19 protein-coding genes, 16 tRNA genes and 1 riboswitch are annotated in these 21,609 nt (G+C 47.0%); of the genes, 32 read left to right on the forward strand and 3 right to left on the reverse strand.

The genetic code is table 11. From position 1 onward, the window contains the following. The first annotated feature begins 24 nt into the window (after positions 1 to 24). The 24 genes from Q9R36_RS21150 (at position 25) to Q9R36_RS21265 (ending at position 10,666) form a co-directional block, all read left to right on the forward strand. Positions 25 to 99, forward strand: a tRNA-Asn gene (locus tag Q9R36_RS21150). 5 nt (positions 100 to 104) lie between these two features. Next, a tRNA-Ser gene (locus Q9R36_RS21155) sits at positions 105 to 197 on the forward strand. A 15-nt stretch (positions 198 to 212) separates the two neighbouring features. After that, positions 213 to 287, forward strand: a tRNA-Glu gene (locus tag Q9R36_RS21160). 4 nt (positions 288 to 291) lie between these two features. Then, a tRNA-Val gene (locus tag Q9R36_RS21165) sits at positions 292 to 367 on the forward strand. Positions 368 to 384: 17 nt separating this feature from the next. Beyond that, positions 385 to 458 (forward strand) — tRNA-Met (locus Q9R36_RS21170). 146 nt (positions 459 to 604) lie between these two features. Next, a tRNA-Asp gene (locus tag Q9R36_RS21175) sits at positions 605 to 680 on the forward strand. Between the two features lie 149 nt (positions 681 to 829). After that, positions 830 to 905: transfer RNA gene (locus Q9R36_RS21180), tRNA-Phe, on the forward strand. Between the two features lie 10 nt (positions 906 to 915). Beyond that, positions 916 to 991, forward strand: a tRNA-Thr gene (locus Q9R36_RS21185). A gap of 9 nt (positions 992 to 1,000) precedes the next feature. Further along, positions 1,001 to 1,085 (forward strand) — tRNA-Tyr (locus Q9R36_RS21190). A gap of 7 nt (positions 1,086 to 1,092) precedes the next feature. Continuing rightward, positions 1,093 to 1,166: transfer RNA gene (locus Q9R36_RS21195), tRNA-Trp, on the forward strand. An 11-nt stretch (positions 1,167 to 1,177) separates the two neighbouring features. Beyond that, a tRNA-His gene (locus Q9R36_RS21200) sits at positions 1,178 to 1,253 on the forward strand. A 41-nt stretch (positions 1,254 to 1,294) separates the two neighbouring features. Continuing rightward, positions 1,295 to 1,369, forward strand: a tRNA-Gln gene (locus Q9R36_RS21205). 3 nt (positions 1,370 to 1,372) lie between these two features. Beyond that, positions 1,373 to 1,447: transfer RNA gene (locus Q9R36_RS21210), tRNA-Gly, on the forward strand. An 8-nt stretch (positions 1,448 to 1,455) separates the two neighbouring features. Beyond that, positions 1,456 to 1,529: transfer RNA gene (locus Q9R36_RS21215), tRNA-Cys, on the forward strand. Positions 1,530 to 1,574: 45 nt separating this feature from the next. Continuing rightward, positions 1,575 to 1,656 (forward strand) — tRNA-Leu (locus Q9R36_RS21220). A gap of 73 nt (positions 1,657 to 1,729) precedes the next feature. Then, positions 1,730 to 1,803: transfer RNA gene (locus tag Q9R36_RS21225), tRNA-Gly, on the forward strand. A gap of 234 nt (positions 1,804 to 2,037) precedes the next feature. Further along, positions 2,038 to 2,979: a carbohydrate ABC transporter permease gene (locus Q9R36_RS21230; RefSeq protein WP_396137131.1), complete on the forward strand. Its 942-nt coding sequence runs from the start codon at positions 2,038 to 2,040 to the stop codon at positions 2,977 to 2,979. Further along, positions 2,979 to 3,806 carry a carbohydrate ABC transporter permease gene (locus tag Q9R36_RS21235; protein ID WP_009794994.1) on the forward strand — a complete coding sequence of 276 codons (828 nt, stop codon included), beginning with the start codon at positions 2,979 to 2,981 and terminating at the stop codon, positions 3,804 to 3,806. The genes Q9R36_RS21230 and Q9R36_RS21235 overlap by 1 nt, the downstream gene beginning before the upstream one ends. Before the next feature lie 74 nt (positions 3,807 to 3,880). Then, positions 3,881 to 5,164, forward strand: a complete 1,284-nt coding sequence (locus Q9R36_RS21240) for an ABC transporter substrate-binding protein (protein ID WP_022543519.1) — start codon at positions 3,881 to 3,883, stop codon at positions 5,162 to 5,164. 137 nt (positions 5,165 to 5,301) lie between these two features. Next, positions 5,302 to 7,101 (forward strand): cache domain-containing sensor histidine kinase, encoded by a 1,800-nt coding sequence (locus Q9R36_RS21245; protein WP_009794996.1) that lies wholly within the window; start codon positions 5,302 to 5,304, stop codon positions 7,099 to 7,101. After that, positions 7,079 to 7,837 (forward strand): response regulator transcription factor, encoded by a 759-nt coding sequence (locus tag Q9R36_RS21250; protein WP_009794997.1) that lies wholly within the window; start codon positions 7,079 to 7,081, stop codon positions 7,835 to 7,837. Before Q9R36_RS21245 ends, Q9R36_RS21250 begins: the two co-directional genes overlap by 23 nt. Before the next feature lie 11 nt (positions 7,838 to 7,848). Next, a complete protein-coding gene (locus Q9R36_RS21255; RefSeq protein ID WP_009794998.1) occupies positions 7,849 to 8,583 on the forward strand; it encodes a ThuA domain-containing protein in 735 nt (244 codons plus the stop codon). 2 nt (positions 8,584 to 8,585) lie between these two features. Then, positions 8,586 to 9,614: a Gfo/Idh/MocA family protein gene (locus tag Q9R36_RS21260; RefSeq protein ID WP_009794999.1), complete on the forward strand. Its 1,029-nt coding sequence runs from the start codon at positions 8,586 to 8,588 to the stop codon at positions 9,612 to 9,614. Between the two features lie 11 nt (positions 9,615 to 9,625). Next, the gene (locus Q9R36_RS21265) at positions 9,626 to 10,666 is read left to right on the forward strand and encodes a Gfo/Idh/MocA family protein (protein ID WP_094770016.1); all 1,041 of its coding nucleotides are present in this window, start codon (positions 9,626 to 9,628) and stop codon (positions 10,664 to 10,666) included. Positions 10,667 to 10,758: 92 nt separating this feature from the next. Here the strand turns inward: Q9R36_RS21265 and Q9R36_RS21270 are convergent, their stop codons facing one another. Further along, a complete protein-coding gene (locus tag Q9R36_RS21270) occupies positions 10,759 to 11,424 on the reverse strand; it encodes a B3/B4 domain-containing protein (RefSeq protein ID WP_311225851.1) in 666 nt (221 codons plus the stop codon). Between the two features lie 115 nt (positions 11,425 to 11,539). Between Q9R36_RS21270 and queG the strand changes: the two genes are divergently transcribed. The 8 genes from queG to yhbH all read left to right on the forward strand — a co-directional run bounded on the left by queG (position 11,540) and on the right by yhbH (position 20,756). Then, positions 11,540 to 12,670, forward strand: coding sequence for a tRNA epoxyqueuosine(34) reductase QueG (queG, locus tag Q9R36_RS21275; RefSeq protein WP_311225852.1), 1,131 nt, complete (start codon positions 11,540 to 11,542; stop codon positions 12,668 to 12,670). Between the two features lie 127 nt (positions 12,671 to 12,797). After that, positions 12,798 to 13,679, forward strand: coding sequence for an amidase domain-containing protein (locus Q9R36_RS21280; RefSeq protein WP_022543521.1), 882 nt, complete (start codon positions 12,798 to 12,800; stop codon positions 13,677 to 13,679). Positions 13,680 to 13,786: 107 nt separating this feature from the next. Then, complete coding sequence (gene trmL, locus Q9R36_RS21285; protein ID WP_022543522.1) at positions 13,787 to 14,260, forward strand: tRNA (uridine(34)/cytosine(34)/5-carboxymethylaminomethyluridine(34)-2'-O)-methyltransferase TrmL; 474 nt, start codon at positions 13,787 to 13,789, stop codon at positions 14,258 to 14,260. A 135-nt stretch (positions 14,261 to 14,395) separates the two neighbouring features. Further along, positions 14,396 to 15,145, forward strand: a complete 750-nt coding sequence (gene nfsA / locus Q9R36_RS21290; RefSeq protein ID WP_094770014.1) for an oxygen-insensitive NADPH nitroreductase — start codon at positions 14,396 to 14,398, stop codon at positions 15,143 to 15,145. A gap of 837 nt (positions 15,146 to 15,982) precedes the next feature. Beyond that, the gene (locus Q9R36_RS21295) at positions 15,983 to 17,878 is read left to right on the forward strand and encodes a PrkA family serine protein kinase (protein ID WP_009795007.1); all 1,896 of its coding nucleotides are present in this window, start codon (positions 15,983 to 15,985) and stop codon (positions 17,876 to 17,878) included. A 108-nt stretch (positions 17,879 to 17,986) separates the two neighbouring features. Next, positions 17,987 to 18,160 carry a hypothetical protein gene (locus Q9R36_RS21300; protein WP_009795008.1) on the forward strand — a complete coding sequence of 58 codons (174 nt, stop codon included), beginning with the start codon at positions 17,987 to 17,989 and terminating at the stop codon, positions 18,158 to 18,160. Between the two features lie 114 nt (positions 18,161 to 18,274). After that, positions 18,275 to 19,402, forward strand: a complete 1,128-nt coding sequence (locus Q9R36_RS21305; RefSeq protein WP_101551108.1) for a polysaccharide deacetylase family protein — start codon at positions 18,275 to 18,277, stop codon at positions 19,400 to 19,402. A 184-nt stretch (positions 19,403 to 19,586) separates the two neighbouring features. Further along, entirely contained in the window at positions 19,587 to 20,756 is a 1,170-nt protein-coding gene (gene yhbH / locus Q9R36_RS21310) for a sporulation protein YhbH (protein ID WP_009795010.1), read from the forward strand. A 104-nt stretch (positions 20,757 to 20,860) separates the two neighbouring features. On the opposite strand, the gene Q9R36_RS21315 is transcribed toward yhbH, so the two are convergent. Together Q9R36_RS21315 and Q9R36_RS21320 are read right to left on the reverse strand one after the other, a co-directional pair. Further along, positions 20,861 to 20,998: a hypothetical protein gene (locus Q9R36_RS21315; protein ID WP_022543523.1), complete on the reverse strand. Its 138-nt coding sequence runs from the start codon at positions 20,996 to 20,998 to the stop codon at positions 20,861 to 20,863. 158 nt (positions 20,999 to 21,156) lie between these two features. Beyond that, entirely contained in the window at positions 21,157 to 21,369 is a 213-nt protein-coding gene (locus Q9R36_RS21320) for a hypothetical protein (RefSeq protein WP_094768381.1), read from the reverse strand. Between the two features lie 79 nt (positions 21,370 to 21,448). Continuing rightward, positions 21,449 to 21,536, reverse strand: a riboswitch (cyclic di-GMP riboswitch). Positions 21,537 to 21,609 lie beyond the last annotated feature (73 nt).

Raw genomic sequence — 21,609 nt, forward strand, 5'->3', positions numbered from 1 at the left:
GAAAGTATTCTAATATACTATCATTCCGCAGTAGCTCAGTGGTAGAGCATTCGGCTGTTAACCGAACGGTCGTAGGTTCGAATCCTACCTGCGGAGCCAATTATGGAGAGCTGTCCGAGTGGCCGAAGGAGCACGATTGGAAATCGTGTAGGCGGTTTATAGCTGTCTCAAGGGTTCAAATCCCTTGCTCTCCGCCATTTAAATTATATAATGGCCCCTTGGTCAAGCGGTTAAGACACCGCCCTTTCACGGCGGTAACACGGGTTCGAATCCCGTAGGGGTCACCATTTCGGAGGATTAGCTCAGCTGGGAGAGCATCTGCCTTACAAGCAGAGGGTCGGCGGTTCGATCCCGTCATCCTCCACCATTATAACTTTTTATTGTCGCGGGGTGGAGCAGTCCGGTAGCTCGTCGGGCTCATAACCCGAAGGTCGCAGGTTCAAATCCTGCCCCCGCAATCTGGTCCTGTGGTGTAGCGACGAGCGACACTGCAATGAATATGCTGCGAGTTGCCTCAACGGATTTGCTTCCTTGAGTCATCTGGAAGAGGAAGAGTCAGTCCTGCAGGCTTCTCGGGCATAATCAAGACCCAAATTTATAAAATGGTCCCGTGGTGTAGCGGTTAACATGCCTGCCTGTCACGCAGGAGATCGCGGGTTCGATTCCCGTCGGGACCGCCATTTAAATTTAATTAGGCTCAGTAGCTCAGTCGGTAGAGCAGATTGCTACCTTCATTGAACAGCTCCTGCGGCAATCTGTGAGGAAGTTCGTAAGAACTGACGAACAAAGGACTTAAAGTATAAAAGGTTTTGGATGAAAATTTTATTATGGCTCAGTAGCTCAGTCGGTAGAGCAAAGGACTGAAAATCCTTGTGTCGGCGGTTCGATTCCGTCCTGAGCCACCATTGTTTGTAAGCCGGTTTAGCTCAATTGGTAGAGCAACTGACTTGTAATCAGTAGGTTGGGGGTTCAAGTCCTCTAGCCGGCACCACCTTAACGTGGAGGGGTAGCGAAGTGGCTAAACGCGGCGGACTGTAAATCCGCTCCCTCAGGGTTCGGCGGTTCGAATCCGTCCCCCTCCACCATTCATACAGGGGTATAGTTTAAAGGTAGAACAGAGGTCTCCAAAACCTCCAGTGTGGGTTCGATTCCTACTACCCCTGCCAATTTTATTATGGCGATTGTGGCGAAGTGGTTAACGCATCGGATTGTGGTTCCGACATTCGTGGGTTCGATTCCCATCAGTCGCCCCATTTTTTAATCACAATATTGCATTCTATGCATATCATATTATTGGGCTATAGCCAAGCGGTAAGGCAACGGACTTTGACTCCGTCATGCGTTGGTTCGAATCCAGCTAGCCCAGCCATTTGCGGAAGTAGTTCAGTGGTAGAACATCACCTTGCCAAGGTGGGGGTCGCGGGTTCGAATCCCGTCTTCCGCTCCAAACGTTCTGGCGGCATAGCCAAGAGGTAAGGCAGAGGTCTGCAAAACCTTTATCACCGGTTCGATTCCGGTTGCCGCCTCCATTCCAATTACAGGAAATGGAGAATGAACGATAAATTAAATGATATGCCGGTGTGGCGGAATTGGCAGACGCGCACGACTCAAAATCGTGTTCCTTCTGGAGTGCCGGTTCGACCCCGGCCACCGGTATCATTTTCTTTTTATACAGGGTTTCCTGTTTTTATTTTTGAAAAGGCATCGACAAATTTCAGCAATTTTCGATGCGGGTGTAGTTTAATGGTAAAACCTCAGCCTTCCAAGCTGATGTCGTGGGTTCGATTCCCATCACCCGCTCCATACATAATTTCATCAACGCAGTGTTTCGTTTCCAGAAAACGAAGCATTGCGTTTTTTCTTTGTCTTGATCCCGATAAGGCATGACCCGTGGGTTACGGTAAGATGTCAGCCAGTCTTTCTTCTCTATGAAGAAGTCAAAATTTTCCCCCTCTTTTGGTCAATTATGTTGCCCCTTTTTATTTGATAGCCTCCTATAATAAAAGAAAGCGATTACAAAAGGCGGTGAGAGTAAAATTGGATGCAAAAACAGAGTTGGCTCCCATAAAGGCGGACGCTGTAACAAAGAGAACAAGCAAAAGAAAAGCACGTCTTCGAAGTATATTAATTTATGCGTCTTTTACCGGACCGGCCATTATATTCTTTGTCCTTATTCAGGTGATACCATTCCTTATGGGTTTATATTATTCCTTTACCTCATGGAATGGTGTAAGCTCAGCTGTCGAATGGGTCGGGCTGCAAAACTATATCAAAATTTTCAAGGATGATCCGAACTTTTTCCAATCTTTCTTGTTTACAACCAAGTTCATGCTGGCCTCAGTGGTTATCAGCAATTTAATTGGATTTGGACTTGCCCTGCTACTTAACGCGGCCTTGAAGACACGGAATATTCTCAGAACCGTCTTCTTTATACCGAATGTAATTGGAGGACTGCTGCTTGGGTTCATCTGGCAGTTTATCTTTGTCAAAGCGTTTGCTTCCATCGGAAATTTGACTGGCCTGGCGTTTTTCAAGCTTGCCTGGCTGGGGGATGAGACTACAGCATTTTGGGGAATTGTCATTGTGTTTGCATGGCAGGTGAGCGGCTATATGATGGTGATTTATATCGCAGCCCTGCAGGGAGTGGACCATTCCCTTCTTGAGGCGGCAAGGATTGACGGGGCTTCAAACTGGACGCTTCTTACCCGCATCATTATACCGCTGATCATTCCGGCTTTCACTATTTGTTTCTTTTTGACTATATCAATGGCCTTTAAGATCTTTGATTTAAATCTTTCTCTTACAAATGGGGGACCGTTTAATTCAACACAGTCTGTAGCCATCAACATTTATCAGGAGGCTTTCCAAAATAACCGCTATGGTCTCGGGACGGCCAAATCGATTCTTTTCTTTCTGATTGTCGCCGTGTTTACATCGGTTCAGGTAATTATGACGAAAAGGAAGGAGGTTGAAGCCTGATGAATCGCAAGTATACAGGAAGGACGTTTCTGCTGGAGATAATCGGCATCATTCTTGGGCTGATTTTTCTGATCCCCTTCTATTTTGTGGCGGTTAATTCAGTCAAAAGCTTTGCTGAAATCTTATTGGATGCAGCTGCTTTTCCAAAGGAAGTGTTATTTGCTAATTATTCGAAGGTTTGGGAAATCATTAATTTTCCGAGGGCATTCTGGAATTCACTGATCATTACTGTGCTCAGCAATATTGGCCTGGTAATCATCAGTTCAATGGCTGCATGGAAAATGGTGAGGACTCCCGGGCGCTTCAGCAAGATTCTGTTTATCCTTTTTGTCTCAGCAATGGTCATTCCCTTTCAGACGGTTATGATCCCGCTTATGAAGCTCGGAGGCGCCCTGAATATGACGAACAGCATTCCCGGACTGATTATGATGTATTTCGGGTTTGGCGTTCCTCTTTCCCTGTTCCTTTACCATGGATTTGTCAAAACGGTTCCAAGGGAGATAGAAGAGTCGGCGCTGATTGATGGGTGCAGCCAGTTCGGGGTTTTTTGGAGGATCGTTTTCCCGCTTTTAAAGCCGATTACAGTGACGGTTGTCATCCTTAATACCTTATGGATCTGGAACGATTTCCTTCTTCCGCTCCTGGTGCTGCAGGATGCCGAGCTGAGAACAATCCCGCTCGCCACCAGCTCCTTCTTTGCCCAATATACAAAACAGTGGGATATGGGCCTGGCAGCGCTTGTACTTGGCATTACGCCGGTCATCATCTTCTTCCTGTTCCTGCAGAAGCATATTATTAAAGGCATAGCATCAGGCTCCATCAAATAGATATCAAATTTTAGCGGCGGCTAGAATGTACCGCTAAAATGATATATAAATAGAATTCAAGGAGGTCAATGACAATGAAACGCTTATTGCTTATTTGCCTGTCCCTGCTTTTCACATTCGGGATTTTGGCCGGCTGTTCGTCAGGAAGCACTTCTGGAACTGATGATAAAGAGGGGACAAAGGATACCGGGGAAGAGACGGTTACTCTCAACCTGTTCCAATTTAAAGTTGAAATTGCCGACCAGCTTCAGGAGATGATCACTGAGTTCGAAGCCGAGCATCCCAATATCAAAGTAAAGCTGGAAACTGTTGGCGGCGGTGCCGATTACGGTGCTGCGCTGAAAGCGAAATTTGCTTCTGGCGAACAGCCGGATATTTTCAACAATGGCGGCTTTAAAGAACTGGAACTGTGGAAGGAGCATCTGGCCGACCTATCCAATGAGCCATGGGTTGAGCATCTTCTCCCGATCGGCAAAGTGCCGATGACAGATACAGACGGCAAGCTTTATGGCATGCCGGTCAACCTTGAAGGATACGGATTTGTCTATAATAAAGATTTGTTTGAGAAAGCAGGCATTAAGGAGCCTCCGGCCAATATTACAGAGCTCAAGGATGCTGCTGAGAAACTGAAGGACAGCGGCACTACACCTTTCTCAGCCGGATATGGGGAATGGTGGGTCATCGGGCAGCACTTGCTGAATATCCCTTTTGCCCAACAGGAAGATCCTATTGCCTTTATTGAAGGACTTTATGATGGTACAGAGAAGTTTACAGATAATGAGCAATTCAAGCAGTTTAAAGAAGTGCTTGATACAGAAATCAATTTTGGAAATGATAATCCATTGACCACTGACTATAACACGCAGGTCACCCAATTTGCCGCAGGCCAGACTGCCATGCTGCAGCAGGGGAACTGGACTGAAAATATGATCTATGAGGTTAATCCTGATATGAATATGGGCTTTTTGCCGATTCCGATCTCAGATGACAAAAATGCTGACCGCCTCCCTGTTGGGGTCCCGAATAACTGGGTTCTGAATAAGAATTCCGAGCACCTGGATGAAGCTAAATTGTTCCTGGAATGGATGGTATCTTCTGATACAGGTAAACGCTATTTAACCGAGGAATTTGCTTTCATCCCTGCTTTTGACAATATTGAGGCATCAGGTCTTGGCGATCTTGGCCAGTCAATCCTTGAGTACTCCAAAGAAGAGAAAACAATTCCGTGGACATGGTTCAGATGGCCGGATGGAGCGAACAAGGAATTCGCCGCTAGCATCCAGGAATATGCTGCAGGTAAAATTGATTATGATACTCTGCTAGAGAGGTTCCAGAAAACCTGGGATAACTTAAAGTAAAGCAGAGATCACTGCCAGGATAAAAAGCATGTCTGCAACAGGGCATGCTTTTTATTTTCCATAAATGAAAAAATCTTCAGCATGTCTCACCCTGTCCCATATATACTTACATTATCAGGGCCTGGGGAGGACTATTTATGATTAAGAACAGTATCCGCAATAAACTGATCGTCCTGCTGCTGCTGATCACAATCATTCCTTTCGGCACATCGATTATCATTACCTACTTCCATACGAAGGAGTTTTTGAAAAATCAGGCTGTAGAGGAAAACAGCAAGCTTCTCTATCAGGGCAAAATCAACCTGGAGAGCTATATGAATGAGCTGAATGGATTGACATTGTCTCTGTACAATAATCCCGGCTTCTTAAATTTCCTGAGGTCTTCTAAAGATGAGGACAATTATTTAACAATCGGGATCATGAAAAATGTGGTCCAAACCATCCTTTATGCCGGGGATACCATTAACAGGGTCCAAATAGCCTTTGCAGACGAAGACAGGGTCATCTCCGCTTCCAGGAGGTCTACAGTCGTCTTCATGAAAGGAAGGAGCGCCAAAAGCGCAGAGGCCTTCAATAGAGCCAGGGACAGCTCCTCGCATATGTATATTGAACCGCTGATGGAACAGACGAATTCCCGGAATATCATGGCAGTGCATCGTGCGTTTACAAATATTCCATCAGACAATGTGCTGGCCTACATTACTCTTGAGATCGCTCCGGATGACATCGTGAATCTCAGCAGGAATCTTTATACTCCGGGAAGCGAGGAATTTTATATTGTATCTCAGGATGGCCTTCTCATTTATAGCTCTGACAAGGATGCTGCAAGCGGACAGGTGCCCGAAAAATGGGTGGATGCCATTGTGAGTTCAGGAAATAAGGCGGGGACACTTGAATGGAAGAAAGATGATTTCAGCGGCATGATGATTTACGAGCAGATGGAAGAAAGTGCGGGCGGCTGGTTCCTCGTGAAGCGGGTCCCGGATACAACTTTGTATGAAAGCGCTTTTAGCGTTGCGAAAATCAACATCCTTTTCGGCATTATCGGGTTAACGCTGGTTATCCTTGCCACCTTATTCGTTTCTTTTAGAATCACCTCCCCGATCCGGGTGCTGCTGAGGAGCATCAGCCAGGTAGAGCGGGGGGACATGAATGTTGAATATGATTCATTCGGGAAGGATGAAATCGGCATCCTTGGAATGAGGTTCAATGAGATGATCGAGAAAATAAACCATCTCATCAACAGGGAATATAAGCTGGAGATTGAGAATAAAACCAATCAGCTGAAGGTGCTCCAGTCGCAGATCAACCCGCATTTCCTGTACAATGCCCTCCAGTCGATCGGAACGGTTGCCTTGAAAAACAAAGTTCCCCAGATTTATACCCTGATTACCCATCTTTCAAAAATCATGAGGTACGGGATGGACATGGAGGAGGACCGGGTGCCGCTGATAAAAGAGATTAATTATACAAAGGCCTTCCTGCTCCTGCAGAAAGAGCGGTTTGGCGAAAAGTTTATCTACAGGATTGATGCAGGTGAAGAGGTCTCATCTGTCAAAGTTCCTAAAATGCTGCTGCAGCCGGTCATTGAGAATTATTTTAAGCATGGATTTACTCCGGGTGAAGGGACAGGCGAGCTGAATATCGAATGTAATAAAGACAGCGGATTTCTATGCATAGATATAAGTGATAATGGCGGAGGCGCAGATGATGGCAGGCTGGGGGATATATGGCGCTGTATTAAAGGCGGGCCGCTTGAGGCCAAAGGGGACAGCACGAGCATCGGGCTTAGGAATGTGTATGGACGGCTGATGCTTTATTACGGAGAAGAAGCAATCCTGCAGCTTGGAAATCGTGGAGGCAAAGGCTTTATCGTTTCCATGAAGCTTCCGCTGCACCCGGGGGGCGAAGTGGATGAAGGCAATCATCATCGATGATGAAAAGCATGTCAGGGAAGGGCTTCTTATGCTTGCAGAATGGGAAAAGCATGGAATCAGCTCCATCTTTGAGGCAGAGGACGGGGAAGAGGCTATCAGACTGATCGGCGAAGTGCAGCCTGATATTATTTTTACCGATATGAATATGCCGAGGTGTGACGGCATCAGCCTTTTGAAGTGGATCCATGGTTCCCAATGCCAGGGGAAAACGATCGTTGTCAGCGGCTATGATGACTACGAGTATATGAGGAACGCCATCTATTATAAAAGCTTTGATTATATCTTAAAGCCGATTGATCCGGAACTGCTGAATGAAACGCTCGAAAGGGCAGTCAATGACCTTGCAGCTTCACGTTTGACAGGGGAGGCCTTTAGAGAGCCCAGGGAAAGCAAAGCAGCCCAGAAAGAGAACAATAACATCAAGCAAATCGAAGAGTTTCTGGTGCAGAATTATCATCTTGATATCACACTGCAGGATATCGCTGACCGTTTTTATTTGAGCAGAGAGTATATATCCAGGAAATTCAAACAGGATTTCCAGGCAACCATTACAGATTATTTGACCAATATCCGGATGGAAAAGGCAAAGGAGCTGCTTGGCAGCCCATCTTTGAAAATTTACGAGATTGCCTATCAGGTTGGATACCAGAATGAAAAATATTTCAGCAAGGTTTTTAAAAAGCTGACCGGCTATACACCGAATGAATATCGGAATCTGCCGCCGGGCAGCAGATAGGAGGAAGAACAATGGCAAAAGTGACGGTATGGAATGAAAATCAGCATGAGCAAAAAAATGCGGAAGTGAGGGCCGTTTATCCTGATGGGATACACGGAGCGATTGCCTCCTTTTTGGAAGGTGAGTCCTTTGAAGTAAGGACAGCGACGCTTGATGACGATGAATGCGGATTAACCCGGGAGGTTCTGGAAGATACAGATGTACTGATCTGGTGGGGGCATATCGCCCACGATGCGGTCCCGGATGAAATTGTTGACAGGGTGAAACAGCGGGTGCTGGACGGCATGGGGCTGATCGTCCTTCATTCAGGCCATTTTTCAAAAATATTTAAATCATTAATGGGAACTTCCTGTGATTTGAAATGGCGGGAAGCAGACGAAAAGGAACGGATCTGGGTCGTGGATCCGAGCCATCCGATTGCGGAAGGGCTGGGGGAGTATATCGAATTGGAGCGGGAGGAAATGTACGGTGAGCATTTTGATATCCCTGCTCCGGACCAGCTCGTGATGGTCAGCTGGTTCGAGGGCGGAGAAGTGTTCCGGAGCGGCTGCACCTATCAGCGCGGGAAAGGAAAAGTATTCTATTTCCGGCCTGGGCATGAAACCTATCCGACTTATTTTAACAAAGATGTTCAAAAGGTCATCATTAATGCTGTCAGGTGGGCAGAAGGATCCCGTCAGCCTGAGGTGAAGTATGGGAATGCTAAGCCGCTGGAGCATATAAAAGGGAAGAACGGGGAGGGGTAAGGATGGAACAGATTAAGATTGGGGTCATCGGGTGCGGCAGCATCGCCAAGCACAGGCATCTGCCGGAATATCACCTGAACGGCAGGGCTGAAATCATGGCTGTCTGTGATATTGTGGAGGAAAGGGCGATGGATATGGCTGCCCTGTATCATGCTGAAGCATATACCAGCTATGAGGATCTGCTGGAAAATCCGGAAATCGATGCAGTGAGCGTGTGCACACCGAATTATCTGCATGCCCCCATCTCCATAGCCGCCCTGAAGGCAGGTAAGCATGTTCTTTGTGAAAAGCCGATGGCTGTGTCGGTGGAGGAAGCGGAGAGCATGATAGAAGCGGCAAGGAAATATGGGAAAAAGCTTATGATCGGCCATAATCAGCGGTTTGTGCCTTCCCATCAGAAAGCCCGTGCGTTTATAGCGAGCGGGGAAGCGGGCAAGGTATACAGCTTCAGAACCGCTTTTGGGCATGGCGGACCAGAGGGCTGGAGTGCGGATGGGAAGGACAGCTGGTTTTTCCGGAAAAGCGAGGCGTTTATTGGGGCGATGGGAGACCTTGGAGTACATAAAGCCGACCTGATCCGCTATTTGCTGGGAGAGGAGATCACACAGGCCGGCGCTTTTGTGGAAGCAAGCTCAAAGGAAAACAGCGATGTGGACGATACAGCTGTCTGCATTTTAAAAACGGAAAGCGGTGTGATCGGAACCCTGGCAGCCAGCTGGTCCTACGTATCAAAAGAAGATAATTCAACTATCATCTATGCTGAGAATGCGATCCTCAGGCTTGAGGACGACCCTGTCAATTCTCTCGTCATCCAGTACAAGAACGGAGAAACACTGAAATATGAGCTTGGCGGCATTCAGACGAATGAAGAAGGAAAGCAGACGCAGTCCCATGTTATCAGTACATTCATTGACAGTATTGCGGAAGACAAAGAGCCTCCAGTGAGCGGGGAAGAGGGACTGAAATCCTTAAGGGTTGTCCTTGCTGCGCTGGAGTCGGGCCAGTCCGGGAAAATAGTGAGATTGCCTTAAGGGGGGATTGTATGGAAAAGCTGCGTGTTGGAATTATCGGAGCCGGCGGGATTGCGCAGAGCCGCCATATCCCCGCACTGCTGACATTATCAGAGCTGGCCTCTGTTGAAGCAATCTGTGATATCCATGAAGAGACTGCCAGGCTTACAGCAGAGAAATTCGGGGTGCCTCACGCCTTTGGGGATTATCAGGATATGCTGGAGATTGTGGACGCTGTTGTGATTTGCACACCCAACCGATATCATGCCGAAATCTCTGTGGCAGCATTGAAAGCAGGAAAGCATGTTCTCTGTGAAAAGCCCATGGCAATGACTGCAGAAGAATGCGAAGAAATGATTAAGGCCTCTAAGAAATCAGGCAAACAGCTGGCGATTGCCTATCATTATCGGTTTATGAAAGAAGCAAGGGCTGCTAAAAAGGTCATAGAGGAAAACGAAATCGGCCAGCCGATCGTTGCCCGGGCAAAGGCACTGAGAAGAAGGAAGGTTCCGGGCTGGGGCGTTTTTACCAATAAAGAGCTGCAGGGAGGAGGCGCCATGATTGACTATGGCTGCCATTTCCTTGATCTTGCTTTATGGCTGCTCGGCAGCCCGGAACCTGTTGAGGTAACGGGCACAGCCTACAATCAACTCAGCAGGATGGAAGACCAGGTGAATCTTTGGGGAGATTATGATCATCAAACCATTGAAGTCGAGGACCATGTGACAGCCTATATCCGCTTTGCGAATGGCGCCTCCCTCCTGTTCGAGACTTCCTGGATGGCCAATATCAAAAATGATGAAGAAAGCCTTGGCATTTCCGGGCTTACCGGAGGAATTGATGTATTTCCATTCCAGCTGAACCAGCTGAAAAATGGGATGCTCCTGAATAGTGAGGCAGAGTGGCTTCCCGGGGAGGAGGATCCCGGCATACCGCAGGCAAGGAATTTTCTCAATAGCTGTCTGGGAAAAGAACAGCTTATTGTTAAGCCGGAAGAGGCCCTGCGTGTATCGAAGATCATTGATGCCATCTATAAAAGCAGTGAAACAGGCAAAAGCATTGTCCTGGAATGAGGAGGATGCGGCATCATATTCTGGACATGACTGCCAGCTGATGGATGCCAAATGAGAAAAAAGCAGATGCATGTTAATGCCTCTGCTTTTTCTTATCCAACAATACAGAATTCCCCTTCTCCTCCATGAACCTGCAAAAACATCCCCATAAGGGATTCCGCCAATCTGGCACAGCTGTCTTTTTCAAGAGATGGCCTGAAATAGATGATCTGTACAGCTTCAGTTGTTTCCTCTGTAACAGGCGCACGATTGGAGTCGACAAACGGGCTGCCGAATGGACCGTTATGATCTTCGGTGATAATGAGGTTCTCAAGTGAATTCGGCCTGCCGTTCAAGCCCGTATATTCTTCTCCTTCATGCCCCAGACGAAAACGGACATTTCCTTCCAGCTTGCTTTTATCATAGATGCCGATAGGAGACTGATATTCCAGCGAGAAAAAATTATTCAGATCCGCGGCACTGTTCACGGTGGAAAGGTAATTCTGCTTCTTGATCCTCCTGAATAGGGCCTCTGCTGAGTGGCGGTAGCGGTTCGGATCTTTTCCCGCCTGCTTGAACACCTGCCTCCATTCCTGGATTCCTTCGAATTCTGTCACATTCTTATGCTCGAGCTCAAAGAAAATTGACTCCTGGAACAGCTGCAGCCGCCCTTTCAGCATCTGCGGGGAATCTCCGACGACAATATTCTCATACTGAATGATGCCGACCTTGAAACCCGGCACCTTCTGCCTTAAATCAGACGATATACTGATTTCCAAACCTTTCACCTCCAAAAATCCTTTAAAATAGTTTATCATAGAAAGGATGCGAATAAATATCTTGGCGATTTGCCTTTTTATATACAAAACACAATGGTGAAAGGAGCGGGAGGATATGAACTACTCAGAGCTTAAACAGGATATCATCGATTACAGCAAAACGATCGGCATTGATAAGATCGGATTCGCCTCTGCCAGCACTTTCGGGGAGATGAAGAGCAGGCTCATCAGACAGCAGGAGCTTGATTACCAATCAGGCTTTGAAGAGCCTGATATTGATAAAAGGACAGAACCGGCCCTATTGCTAGATGAGCCGATGTCCATCATTTCCATTGCCCTTGCTTATCCTTCAAAGATGAAGACCCGCGTTGTCAGCAAAAGGGGTGAGCGGCGCGGCATTTTCTGCCGGGCCTCCTGGGGGACGGACTATCATACTGTTTTGCGGGACCGGCTCGGGAAGCTTGAGGCATATATACGTGAAAGGCTGCCTGAGGCGAGGCTCAAATCAATGGTCGATACAGGCGAGCTTGTGGACCGGGCGGTCGCTGAAAGGGCCGGTATTGGGTGGAGCGGCAAAAATTGTTCCCTCATTACGCCAGAATTCGGCTCTTACGTATATTTGGGAGAAATGATCACAAATCTTCCACTCGAGCCGGATGAACCAATCGAAGACGGGTGCGGTTCGTGCAATCTTTGCGTCGATGTCTGCCCGACAGGCGCGCTTGTCGGCGGCGGCCAGCTGGATTCCAAGCGCTGCATCGCCTTCCTGACACAGACAAAGGGCTTTCTTGAGGAAGAATTCAGGGTGAAAATCGGCAACAGGCTTTATGGCTGTGATACATGCCAGACAGTCTGCCCGAAAAATAAGGGCATGGATTTTCATTTCCATGAAGAAATGGAGCCGGATCCTGAAATTGCCAAACCGCTGTTAAAGCCTCTGCTTCATATGAGCAACAGGGAGTTTAAGGATAAGTTCGGCCATGTATCGGGGTCATGGAGAGGCAAGAAGCCGATTCAGCGGAATGCCATCATTGCCCTGGCCCATTACAAGGATGAATCAGCTGTGGATGATCTGATCCAAGTGATGGTATCGGATCCAAGGCCGGTTATAAAGGGAACGGCTGCCTGGGCACTCGGGAAGATCGGCGGGCTGAAGGCAAGGGAAGCGGTCGAGGCTGCCCTTGTAAAGGAGACGGACGAAGAAGTGCGCAGGGAAATGGAAAACAGCTTATATATGTTCAGCTAAAGAGAGGGGAGCCTCTCTTTTTTTCATATAAGAAAATAGATACCCTCCGGCATATAGGCTGTGATCTATTTTAAGAAATGATTCGGCATTTTCTTTCATATGAATGAATGATGGGAGGAATGCATATATGAAAAAACAGCTTCAGGAGCTGCTGGAGCAGAGGGTTCAGCAGTGTGTGTCCCATTCCCGCAATGACTTTCGCACTTGCCCGAAAATTGAAAGGAAAAAGGATATTCTCTCAAGAAGAGCCGGGGAAATTGTTAAAGCGAAAGCTTCAGGGAAGATTATTGAAAAAGCAGGACAGGATGCAGATGAACTCAGCACTGTCCATTATCATGTCCACTTTCAATATTTGATAAAGGATAAGGACGGATTGTATCTGGAGGAGGAAGTCGAGCAGCGTGAGGCTGAATTTTATAAAGGGGTGCTGGTCGGCGATGGTGAAAAGAATCCGTTCCTTCATTTGGAAGAGCCGGCAGCACTTCCGGCGGAGCCTGCTGCTGATGGGGAAAGGGCGGGATTCAGATATGACCGCCTGAAGGCTGTCCAGTATGCGGAAAGATGGTGGAATGACTATAACCCTGCCTATAAGAAGTTCGAGGTTGACTGCACGAATTATATTTCGCAGTGCCTCCATGCTGGTGAAGCGCCTATGAGGGGCTATCCGAACCGTTCAAAGGGCTGGTGGATGAGGAGCGATAATTGGAGCTACAGCTGGACGGTCGCCAACTCGCTGCGCTGGTATCTGCCGGGCTCCCGTACAGGGCTGAAGGGAAAGGAGGTAGGCAGTGCAGAGCTATTGCAGCCGGGCGATGTGATCTGCTATGACTTCCAGGGCGATGGCCGCTTTGACCATACGACAATCGTGACAGCCAAGCAGAGCGATGGGACACCGCTTGTCAACGCCCATACCTTTAACAGCCGGATGCGCAACTGGGCATACGAAGATTCAACCGCCTATACACCAAATATTAAATACAAGTTCATCAGCATCGATGATGAATCCTGACCTGGTTGTATGAGAGATAAAGAGTGGTATAATAGCTGGTAGAGTTTTTTTGAGTATGGGGGATAATATACTCCGCAGATAAAGTTTCACTTGATGAGGTGATGGACGTGGCAATACATGTAGTACTATACCAGCCGGAAATCCCGGCCAATACGGGCAATATCGCCCGTACCTGTGCAGCGACAGATACAACCCTGCACCTGATCAGGCCCCTTGGATTTTCCACTGATGACAAAATGCTCAAACGGGCAGGGCTTGACTATTGGCAGCATGTAACAATCCTTTATTATGATTCATTGGATGAGTTTTATGAAAAAAATGCCGGCGGCGAATTCTTCTATTTAACCAAATTCGGGCAGAAGCCGTATACAAGCTTTGAATACAGCGACAAGGAAAAAGATTATTATTTCATTTTCGGCAAAGAAACGACAGGTCTTCCGGCAGAGGTCAAGGAAAATAACAAGGACCGCGCCCTCCGCATTCCGATGACTGGCAATGTGCGGTCATTGAATCTGTCCAACACGGCTGCCATTCTTATTTACGAAGCACTGAGGCAGCAGGATTACCGGCATTTAACATAAAGGATCGAGGCCATATCCAGGGGGATGTGGCCTTCTTTTTTTGCAGCTTAAGATGGGAAGGCGCCGAGCAGTCATTTATGATATTGTACCTGGATTAGGTTAAAATGAAGATATTCACTTGAGGAGGTACATACCATGAACGAAACGGTAGAAACAATACTGGCCCACCGGTCAATCAGAAAATTTGAGGAAAGGGAGCTTACGAGGGAACAGGTGGAAACGATTGTATCCTGTGCCCAGGCCGCTTCCAGCTCAAGCTTCATTCAGGCATACACCATCATCGGCATAACTGATCCAGAAAAGAAACAGAAGCTGTCTGAATTGGCGGGAAACCAGTCCTATGTAGCGCATAACGGGCACTTCTTCGTTTTCTGTGCGGACCTGAACCGCCATCATGTCCTTTCTGAAATGGAAGGGAAGGATTTAAGCGAGTCCCTTGAAAGCACGGAAAAATTCATGGTTGCGATGATTGACGCTGCACTCGCGGCCCAGAATGCAACAGTCGCCGCAGAATCAATGGGCCTTGGCGTCTGCTATATCGGCGGCATCCGCAATCAGCTTGAGGAAGCTGCCAAGGTGCTGGGTACACCAGAAAGGGTCATCCCCCTCTTTGGCCTGAGCGTAGGGTATCCGGCCCAGGATCCCGACAAAAAGCCAAGGCTTCCTTTAGAGCATGTCTATCACGAAAATGGCTACCAGCAGGATCATGAAAAGTATAAACAGCAGCTCGAGGATTATAATCAAACGGTGTCAGCTTATTATGCCGAACGCACGCAAAACATGAGGAAAGACACCTGGACCGGCCAGATGGCAGCTATGCTCGAAAAGCCGGTGAGGATGTATATGAAGGATTTTGTGAATAAGAATAAGCTGGATTTGAAGTGATTGCAGGGAGTGGCTGCAGGATTGGCTTATGGGATACATGTGTGTGCTCAGGAAGGGCAGTCATGTATTCGGGGAGCGTTCCGGGATACATGAGCTGTGCTCGGGAAGGGCAGTCATGTATTCGGGGAGCGTTCCGGGATACATGAGCTGTGCTCGGGAAGGGCAGTCATGTATTCGGGGAGCGTTCCGGGATACATGAGCTGTGCTCGGGAAGGGCAGTCATGTATTCGGGGAGCGTTCCGGGATACATAAGTTGTGCTCAGGAAGGGCAGTCGTGTATGGAAAGAGTTCCAATCGCTGCATGACCCAGCACTAAAAAGGCAAGTCATGCATAGAAAGAGCCCTCATCAATGCATGACACACAACCAGAAAAGAAAAGCCTCGCCCAAAATATGACCGCACTCCACCAGGCCCAACAAAATCTCCTGACAAACAAAAAAGGACCGGAATCCCCAAGATTCCGGTCCTTTTTTGTACCGTTCTTCTTACTTATTCATCCCTGGTTTGTCGTTGTAGCCGGCAGTGAAGATGGCTGACAGGAACGCGATAGTTACGCCGATGATCAAAATCAAGCCCATGATGTTGGCCTCCTTTTTATGTAGGGATTCCTTTTTGCATACCTATGTAATCTTATTATAGCCCAATTCCGGCATGGTGTGAATGAAAAACTGTGGATATTTTATGGAGAATATCCGGGGAAATGCGGCACGGCTGGCAGTTTGAGGGACCCTGAAGGCGAGGGGAATTCTGCTTTTCTTCCGGGTTATAGAATGTTTAATTGCCCAAGCGCATAGATTATATTAATCGTCTCTGATAATGCGACAGGGGGAGGTCCTTATGGATATTTTAAAAAAAATCGAGATGTACAGACACGAAGAGGAAAAGCTTAAATGGGAAGGGACATTCAGGGAGTATTTAGACATTGTCAAAGAGAAGCCATGGGTAGCCCAGTCAGCACATTCCAGGGTATACAGTATGATAAAGGATGCCGGTGTCGAAGACGATAAAGGGAAAAAGCGTTATAAATTTTTCAGCAATCAGCTGTTCGGGCTTGAAGAATCGCTTGAACGGCTTGTGGAGGAATATTTCCATCCTTCTGCTAAAAGGCTTGATGTCAGGAAAAGGATCCTGCTTCTGATGGGTCCTGTGAGCGGGGGGAAATCAACGCTCGTCACGATGCTAAAACGCGGGCTTGAAGCGTATTCCCTGACCGACAGGGGTGCAGTATTTGCAATCAAAGGCTGCCCGATGCATGAAGACCCGCTCCATTTGATTCCGCATCATCTGCGCAAGGACTTTTTCGATGAGTATGGAATCAGAATTGAAGGGAATCTGTCTCCGCTGAATATGATGCGGCTTGAGCAGGAGTATGGGGGACGGATTGAAGACGTTGTGGTTGAGAGGATCTTTTTCTCAGAGGATAAACGGACCGGGATCGGAACATTCAGCCCGTCTGATCCGAAATCCCAGGATATTGCCGATCTTACCGGCAGCATAGATTTCTCCACGATTGCCGAATATGGTTCAGAGTCTGACCCGCGGGCCTACCGGTTTGACGGGGAGCTGAATAAGGCGAACCGGGGGATGATGGAGTTCCAGGAGATGCTGAAATGCGATGAGAAATTCCTCTGGCATCTGCTCTCTCTCACACAGGAAGGCAATTTCAAGGCAGGGCGGTTTGCGCTCATTTCTGCGGATGAACTGATTGTGGCGCATACAAATGAAACAGAGTACCGTTCCTTCATTTCCAATAAGAAAAACGAGGCGCTTCATTCCCGGATCATTGTCATGCCTGTCCCTTATAATCTAAAGGTGACAGAAGAAGAAAAAATCTATGAAAAAATGATCAGTGAGAGCGATGTTTCTGATGTCCATATTGCACCGCACACGCTTAAGGTGGCAGCGATGTTTACGACCTTGACGAGGCTGAAGGAACCTAAAAAGGGTGATATTGACCTGGTGAAGAAAATGAGGCTCTATGACGGAGAAAGCGTGGAAGGCTACAACCGCGCAGACGTGGAGGAGCTGCAAAAGGAATATCCTGATGAAGGAATGAGCGGAATTGATCCGCGTTATGTCATCAACCGGATCTCATCCACAATCATCCGAAAAGAGATTACCTCAATCAATGCGCTGGATGTTTTGAGATCCCTGAAAGAAGGGCTTGATCAGCATCCGTCGATCACCGCTGAGCTGAAGGAACGCTATTTGAACTTCATTTCACTGGCCCGCAAAGAGTATGATGATATTGCCAAGAAGGAAGTCCAGAAAGCATTTGTCTACTCATATGAAGAATCCGCCAAAACACTCATGGACAATTATCTGGACAATGTGGAGGCATACTGCAATAAAGCGAAGCTCCGCGATCCTCTGACAGGAGAGGAAATCAATCCGGATGAAAAGCTGATGAGGTCGATTGAAGAGCAGATCGGCATCTCGGAAAATGCGAAAAAGGCATTCAGGGAGGAAATCCTGATCCGCATCTCTGCCTATGCAAGGAAAGGCAAGCGGTTTGACTACAATTCGCATGACCGTCTCCGCGAAGCCATCCAGAAGAAGCTGTTTGCAGACCTGAAGGATGTTGTGAAGATTACAACCTCTTCCAAGACCCCTGACGAGCAGCAGCTGAAAAAGGTGAATGAAGTTGTTGCAAGACTCATTGATGAGCACGGCTATAATTCTACTTCTGCAAATGAGCTGCTGCGGTATGTTGGAAGTTTGCTGAACAGATAAATGTGAAAAGGCTGGCAGGGTTTGCCGGCCTTTTGGCTGTTTTCTCCCAGGCAAGAGTTAGTTTTAATTTGGGCGGACAGGGGAAAAGGGTGTATAGAGGTGATTGAGATGAAGAAAAAGGAACTGGACAAGGACTTTGTGCCAAGAAACAGCTCCATGGCTGAGAATGTAGAAGAGATGCATAATCTAGGAAAGCAGATGGAGCATCTCAGGACTGGGGAAGAGCTTGAAGAGGATGGAAAGCAGCCTGACCCTATCCAGTATAAAGATAACGAAAAATGACTCCTGCGCTGAAGCTGCAGGAGTTTTTTTGACCGCATTTTTCCGGGGTTCTATTTCAACCTGACCCTTAATAGATATAGCATTAAAAAGCTATTAGTCAGGGGAGAAGCAGGGATGAGAAAATGGGTGGCTGCTATTTTAATAGCGATTGTGCTGTTTGTACTGCAGGAAGGACAGGCTTCTGCCGCACAAAGGAATGAGTATATATGTGCAGTCGGCGTGAATGACTCTGTTTTGAATTTGAAGCAGAACCCTCCGTTTGTGCTGGAGCATACAGCCTATATGCCTATTAAAGATTTGGCAGCAGCCATTGGAGCCAGCATCTCTATAGAAAATCCTGATAGCTATACGATCAAAAAGGGCAAATCATGGATCCGCTATTCAGTAAAACAACAGCAGGCCTCAACGTCCATGGGAAAAACGGCCGAATGGAAAGCGGTGGTCCGGGAAAACAGCCTATTCATACCGATCCGGTCAGCCGGCGAGTTTTTTGGCTATAGAGTTGAATACCTCTCAGCCGGCCCTGTCGTCCGTCTGGTGAACAAAGGAGCGAAAATGGCAAACGAACAATTCATGAGCGCCAATAGAGCGGCTCTAAAAGATTTTTATGTGAAAAAAAAGGCGGTGTACTTAACCTTTGATGATGGACCTGCGAAGGGAATGGAATCCATCCTTGATATTTTGAAGAATAAGAAGGCAAAAGCGACATTCTTTATGATTGAGCCGCAGGCAAGAGCCAACCCGGCTTCTGTTAAGCGGCTGGTGGAGGAAGGGCATTATCCGGCCCTGCACAGTGTTACCCATGATAAAAACAAGCTTTATGCCGGAAACCCGCAAAATCCCGCCCTGGAAATGGATAAGACCAGGAAAACAATATTGAGCCTGACAGGCATTGACTCCAGGCTGGTGAGAATGCCTTATGGAAGCAAGCCTTATATGACAGGGCCGTTCAGGGACGCCCTTGTGCAGAAGGGATATAAAATGTGGGACTGGAATGTTGATACATTAGACTGGAAATATGCAAGGAGCAGTCCGAAGACTATCTTTGAAAATGTGAAAAAAGGGCTTCAGCCGGCGGCTGCAGGCGGGAAGCCCCCAGTCATCCTGATGCATGTGAACAGCGGGACGGTTTCCATGCTGCCGCAGATCATCGATTACCTATACTCACAAGGATATGAATGCCAGGCTTATAACCCCAATGCCCACTTTTCAATGAATTTCTGGAAGGATGAGAGGCTCTAAAAAAGGCTTGTCCGACAGCATAGGCATTTGTCTTATTGTCAAAATTATTTGTGAATTATTTCGATGTCTCGCATAGTATAGAGTAATTAATATTTCACGTTCCTTTTGACACTCGGGATATTGTATGTTGCTAAAGGCAAATGTGTGCAATGAATCCATGAAATTTTTTCAAGGAGGGGTTATAATGACCGACATCAACAACCGCCAGTTTGTGATTTCCGAAGAAGATTGGTCCCTCCATCGCAAAGGCCACGATGATCAGCAGCGCCACCAGGAAAAGGTACAGGATGCGATCCGGAACAATCTACCAGATCTGATAACAGAAGAAAGCATCATTATGTCCAATGGCCGTGAAGTCGTGAAAATTCCGATTCGCTCTCTTGACGAATATAAAATTCGTTATAACTATGATAAAAACAAACATGTAGGCCAGGGAGACGGAGACAGCCAGGTAGGCGATGTGGTCGCCAGAGACGGCTCCAGCGGCCAGAAAGGCCCCGGGAAAGGCCAGGGTGCAGGCGACCAGCCGGGTGAGGATTATTTTGAAGCTGAAGTGTCCATGATGGAGCTTGAGGAAGCACTGTTCAAGCAGCTGGAGCTGCCAAACCTGAAGAGGAAGGAACAGGAAGAGCATCTGGTTGAGAATATTGAATTCAATGATATCCGCAAAACAGGATTAATGGGCAATATTGATAAAAAGCGGACAATGATGACCGCCTTTAAACGGAATGCGATGACAGGCAAGCCGGCATTCTATCCGATCTATCAGGAGGATCTGAAGTTTAAGACATGGAACGAAATTGTAAAGCCGGATTCAAAGGCAGTCGTGCTCGCAATGATGGATACGAGCGGATCGATGGGATTATGGGAGAAATATATGGCCAGAAGCTTTTTCTTTTGGATGACCCGGTTTTTACGGACAAAGTATGAGACGGTGGAAATAGAGTTCATTGCCCACCATACAGAAGCGAAGGTCGTATCAGAGGAAGATTTCTTTTCAAAAGGGGAAAGCGGGGGAACCATTTGTTCATCAGCCTACCGCAAAGCTCTGGAACTGATCAATGAAAAATATAATCCAAGAAGATTCAATATCTATCCTTTCCACTTTTCCGACGGCGACAATCTTACCTCTGATAATGCCCGCTGTGTGAAGCTTGTTGAAGAGCTGATCGCGGTATCGAGCATGTTCGGGTACGGTGAAGTCAATCAGTACAACCGCCACTCGACCCTCATGTCCGCTTATAAGAATATAAAAAATGAACACTTCCGATACTATATCCTCAAGCAGAAAGCTGATGTTTTCCATGCGATGAAGAGCTTCTTCCAAAACGAAGAAAATAAAATCTATGCATAAACAGAACCGGCGGGCGCAATGCCTGCCGGTTTTACTGTCCGCTCGCACAAAAAAAGCCGTTTAATAAAAAGCGGCTTTCGTTGGCTTTCCATGAAGGTGTTCTTTTATTTCTCCAGCGGGATTGCGATAATTTTCCCGCCGATCTGGACGTGGACTGTGTCAGTGAATACAGCTTTCACAATCCCTTTTAAGGAGATCGAAGAATTTAATGCCAATTTGGATTGTGCTGGATTTTCCGCCATGAAGATTCCCCTTTGCTTCGTATTTGAAGAGTAGCACCTAATTAAAGTAAATGAGTTAGTTACTTTCTTTTTGCCACTTTTTTGGAACTCCTAAACCTGATTTGGCGCATTATGAAGGAAATAAAGATTTGGGAAGGGGAAAAGAAAAAAGCAGCTGCTCATGAATAGCAGACTGCTTTCTCTTCTTTCAGCACTGAGCTTTTGCAGACAGGGCAATCGATATCATCACTCTGCTTAAATTGGATTTTTTTGAAATCTTTTTTGATGAATGTGGTAAAGCCTTTGTACTTATAGCCGCATTCACAGAAATTCGAGTCTTTGACCAGATGCCTCTGATTAGTCTCTTTGCATAAAAATGTCGGGTAAAACATTGATATCCCTCTCTTTAATAAATGGATTAGGCAAATTAGAAAGGGTGTATGATTTATAAAAGTTTACAAGAATGATATTCTTGGCGGCCCGGCTGCCATGACAAATAACTTGTTTTAGGCCCGTGGCTTTGCGTCTTTTACTTTCGTAAAATTTGCCCTTAGTAAGATTAGCACTAAATCAGGGGAAAAATAAAGAGTTTGTTTATTGTTAATATTCTTACTTTAGCCACTCTCCGTTGT

It is taken from the genome of Bacillus sp. AG4(2022), from assembly GCF_031844465.1.
Taxonomy (GTDB): domain Bacteria; phylum Bacillota; class Bacilli; order Bacillales; family Cytobacillaceae; genus Bacillus_AB; species Bacillus_AB infantis.

Bases quoted from the DNA above. Each gene is read 5' to 3' on its own strand.
- Q9R36_RS21305 (WP_101551108.1), top strand. From the start codon at position 18,275: ATGAGAAAATGGGTGGCTGCTATTTTAATAGCGATTGTGCTGTTTGTA.
- Q9R36_RS21250 (WP_009794997.1), top strand. From the start codon at position 7,079: ATGAAGGCAATCATCATCGATGATGAAAAGCATGTCAGGGAAGGGCTT.
- Q9R36_RS21315 (WP_022543523.1), bottom strand. From the start codon at position 20,998: ATGGCGGAAAATCCAGCACAATCCAAATTGGCATTAAATTCTTCGATC.
- Q9R36_RS21320 (WP_094768381.1), bottom strand. From the start codon at position 21,369: ATGTTTTACCCGACATTTTTATGCAAAGAGACTAATCAGAGGCATCTG.
- nfsA (WP_094770014.1), top strand. From the start codon at position 14,396: ATGAACGAAACGGTAGAAACAATACTGGCCCACCGGTCAATCAGAAAA.
- Q9R36_RS21255 (WP_009794998.1), top strand. From the start codon at position 7,849: ATGGCAAAAGTGACGGTATGGAATGAAAATCAGCATGAGCAAAAAAAT.
- Q9R36_RS21240 (WP_022543519.1), top strand. From the start codon at position 3,881: ATGAAACGCTTATTGCTTATTTGCCTGTCCCTGCTTTTCACATTCGGG.
- Q9R36_RS21300 (WP_009795008.1), top strand. From the start codon at position 17,987: ATGAAGAAAAAGGAACTGGACAAGGACTTTGTGCCAAGAAACAGCTCC.
- Q9R36_RS21280 (WP_022543521.1), top strand. From the start codon at position 12,798: ATGAAAAAACAGCTTCAGGAGCTGCTGGAGCAGAGGGTTCAGCAGTGT.
- Q9R36_RS21265 (WP_094770016.1), top strand. From the start codon at position 9,626: ATGGAAAAGCTGCGTGTTGGAATTATCGGAGCCGGCGGGATTGCGCAG.
- Q9R36_RS21235 (WP_009794994.1), top strand. From the start codon at position 2,979: ATGAATCGCAAGTATACAGGAAGGACGTTTCTGCTGGAGATAATCGGC.
- Q9R36_RS21260 (WP_009794999.1), top strand. From the start codon at position 8,586: ATGGAACAGATTAAGATTGGGGTCATCGGGTGCGGCAGCATCGCCAAG.
- queG (WP_311225852.1), top strand. From the start codon at position 11,540: ATGAACTACTCAGAGCTTAAACAGGATATCATCGATTACAGCAAAACG.
- Q9R36_RS21245 (WP_009794996.1), top strand. From the start codon at position 5,302: ATGATTAAGAACAGTATCCGCAATAAACTGATCGTCCTGCTGCTGCTG.
- Q9R36_RS21295 (WP_009795007.1), top strand. From the start codon at position 15,983: ATGGATATTTTAAAAAAAATCGAGATGTACAGACACGAAGAGGAAAAG.
- yhbH (WP_009795010.1), top strand. From the start codon at position 19,587: ATGACCGACATCAACAACCGCCAGTTTGTGATTTCCGAAGAAGATTGG.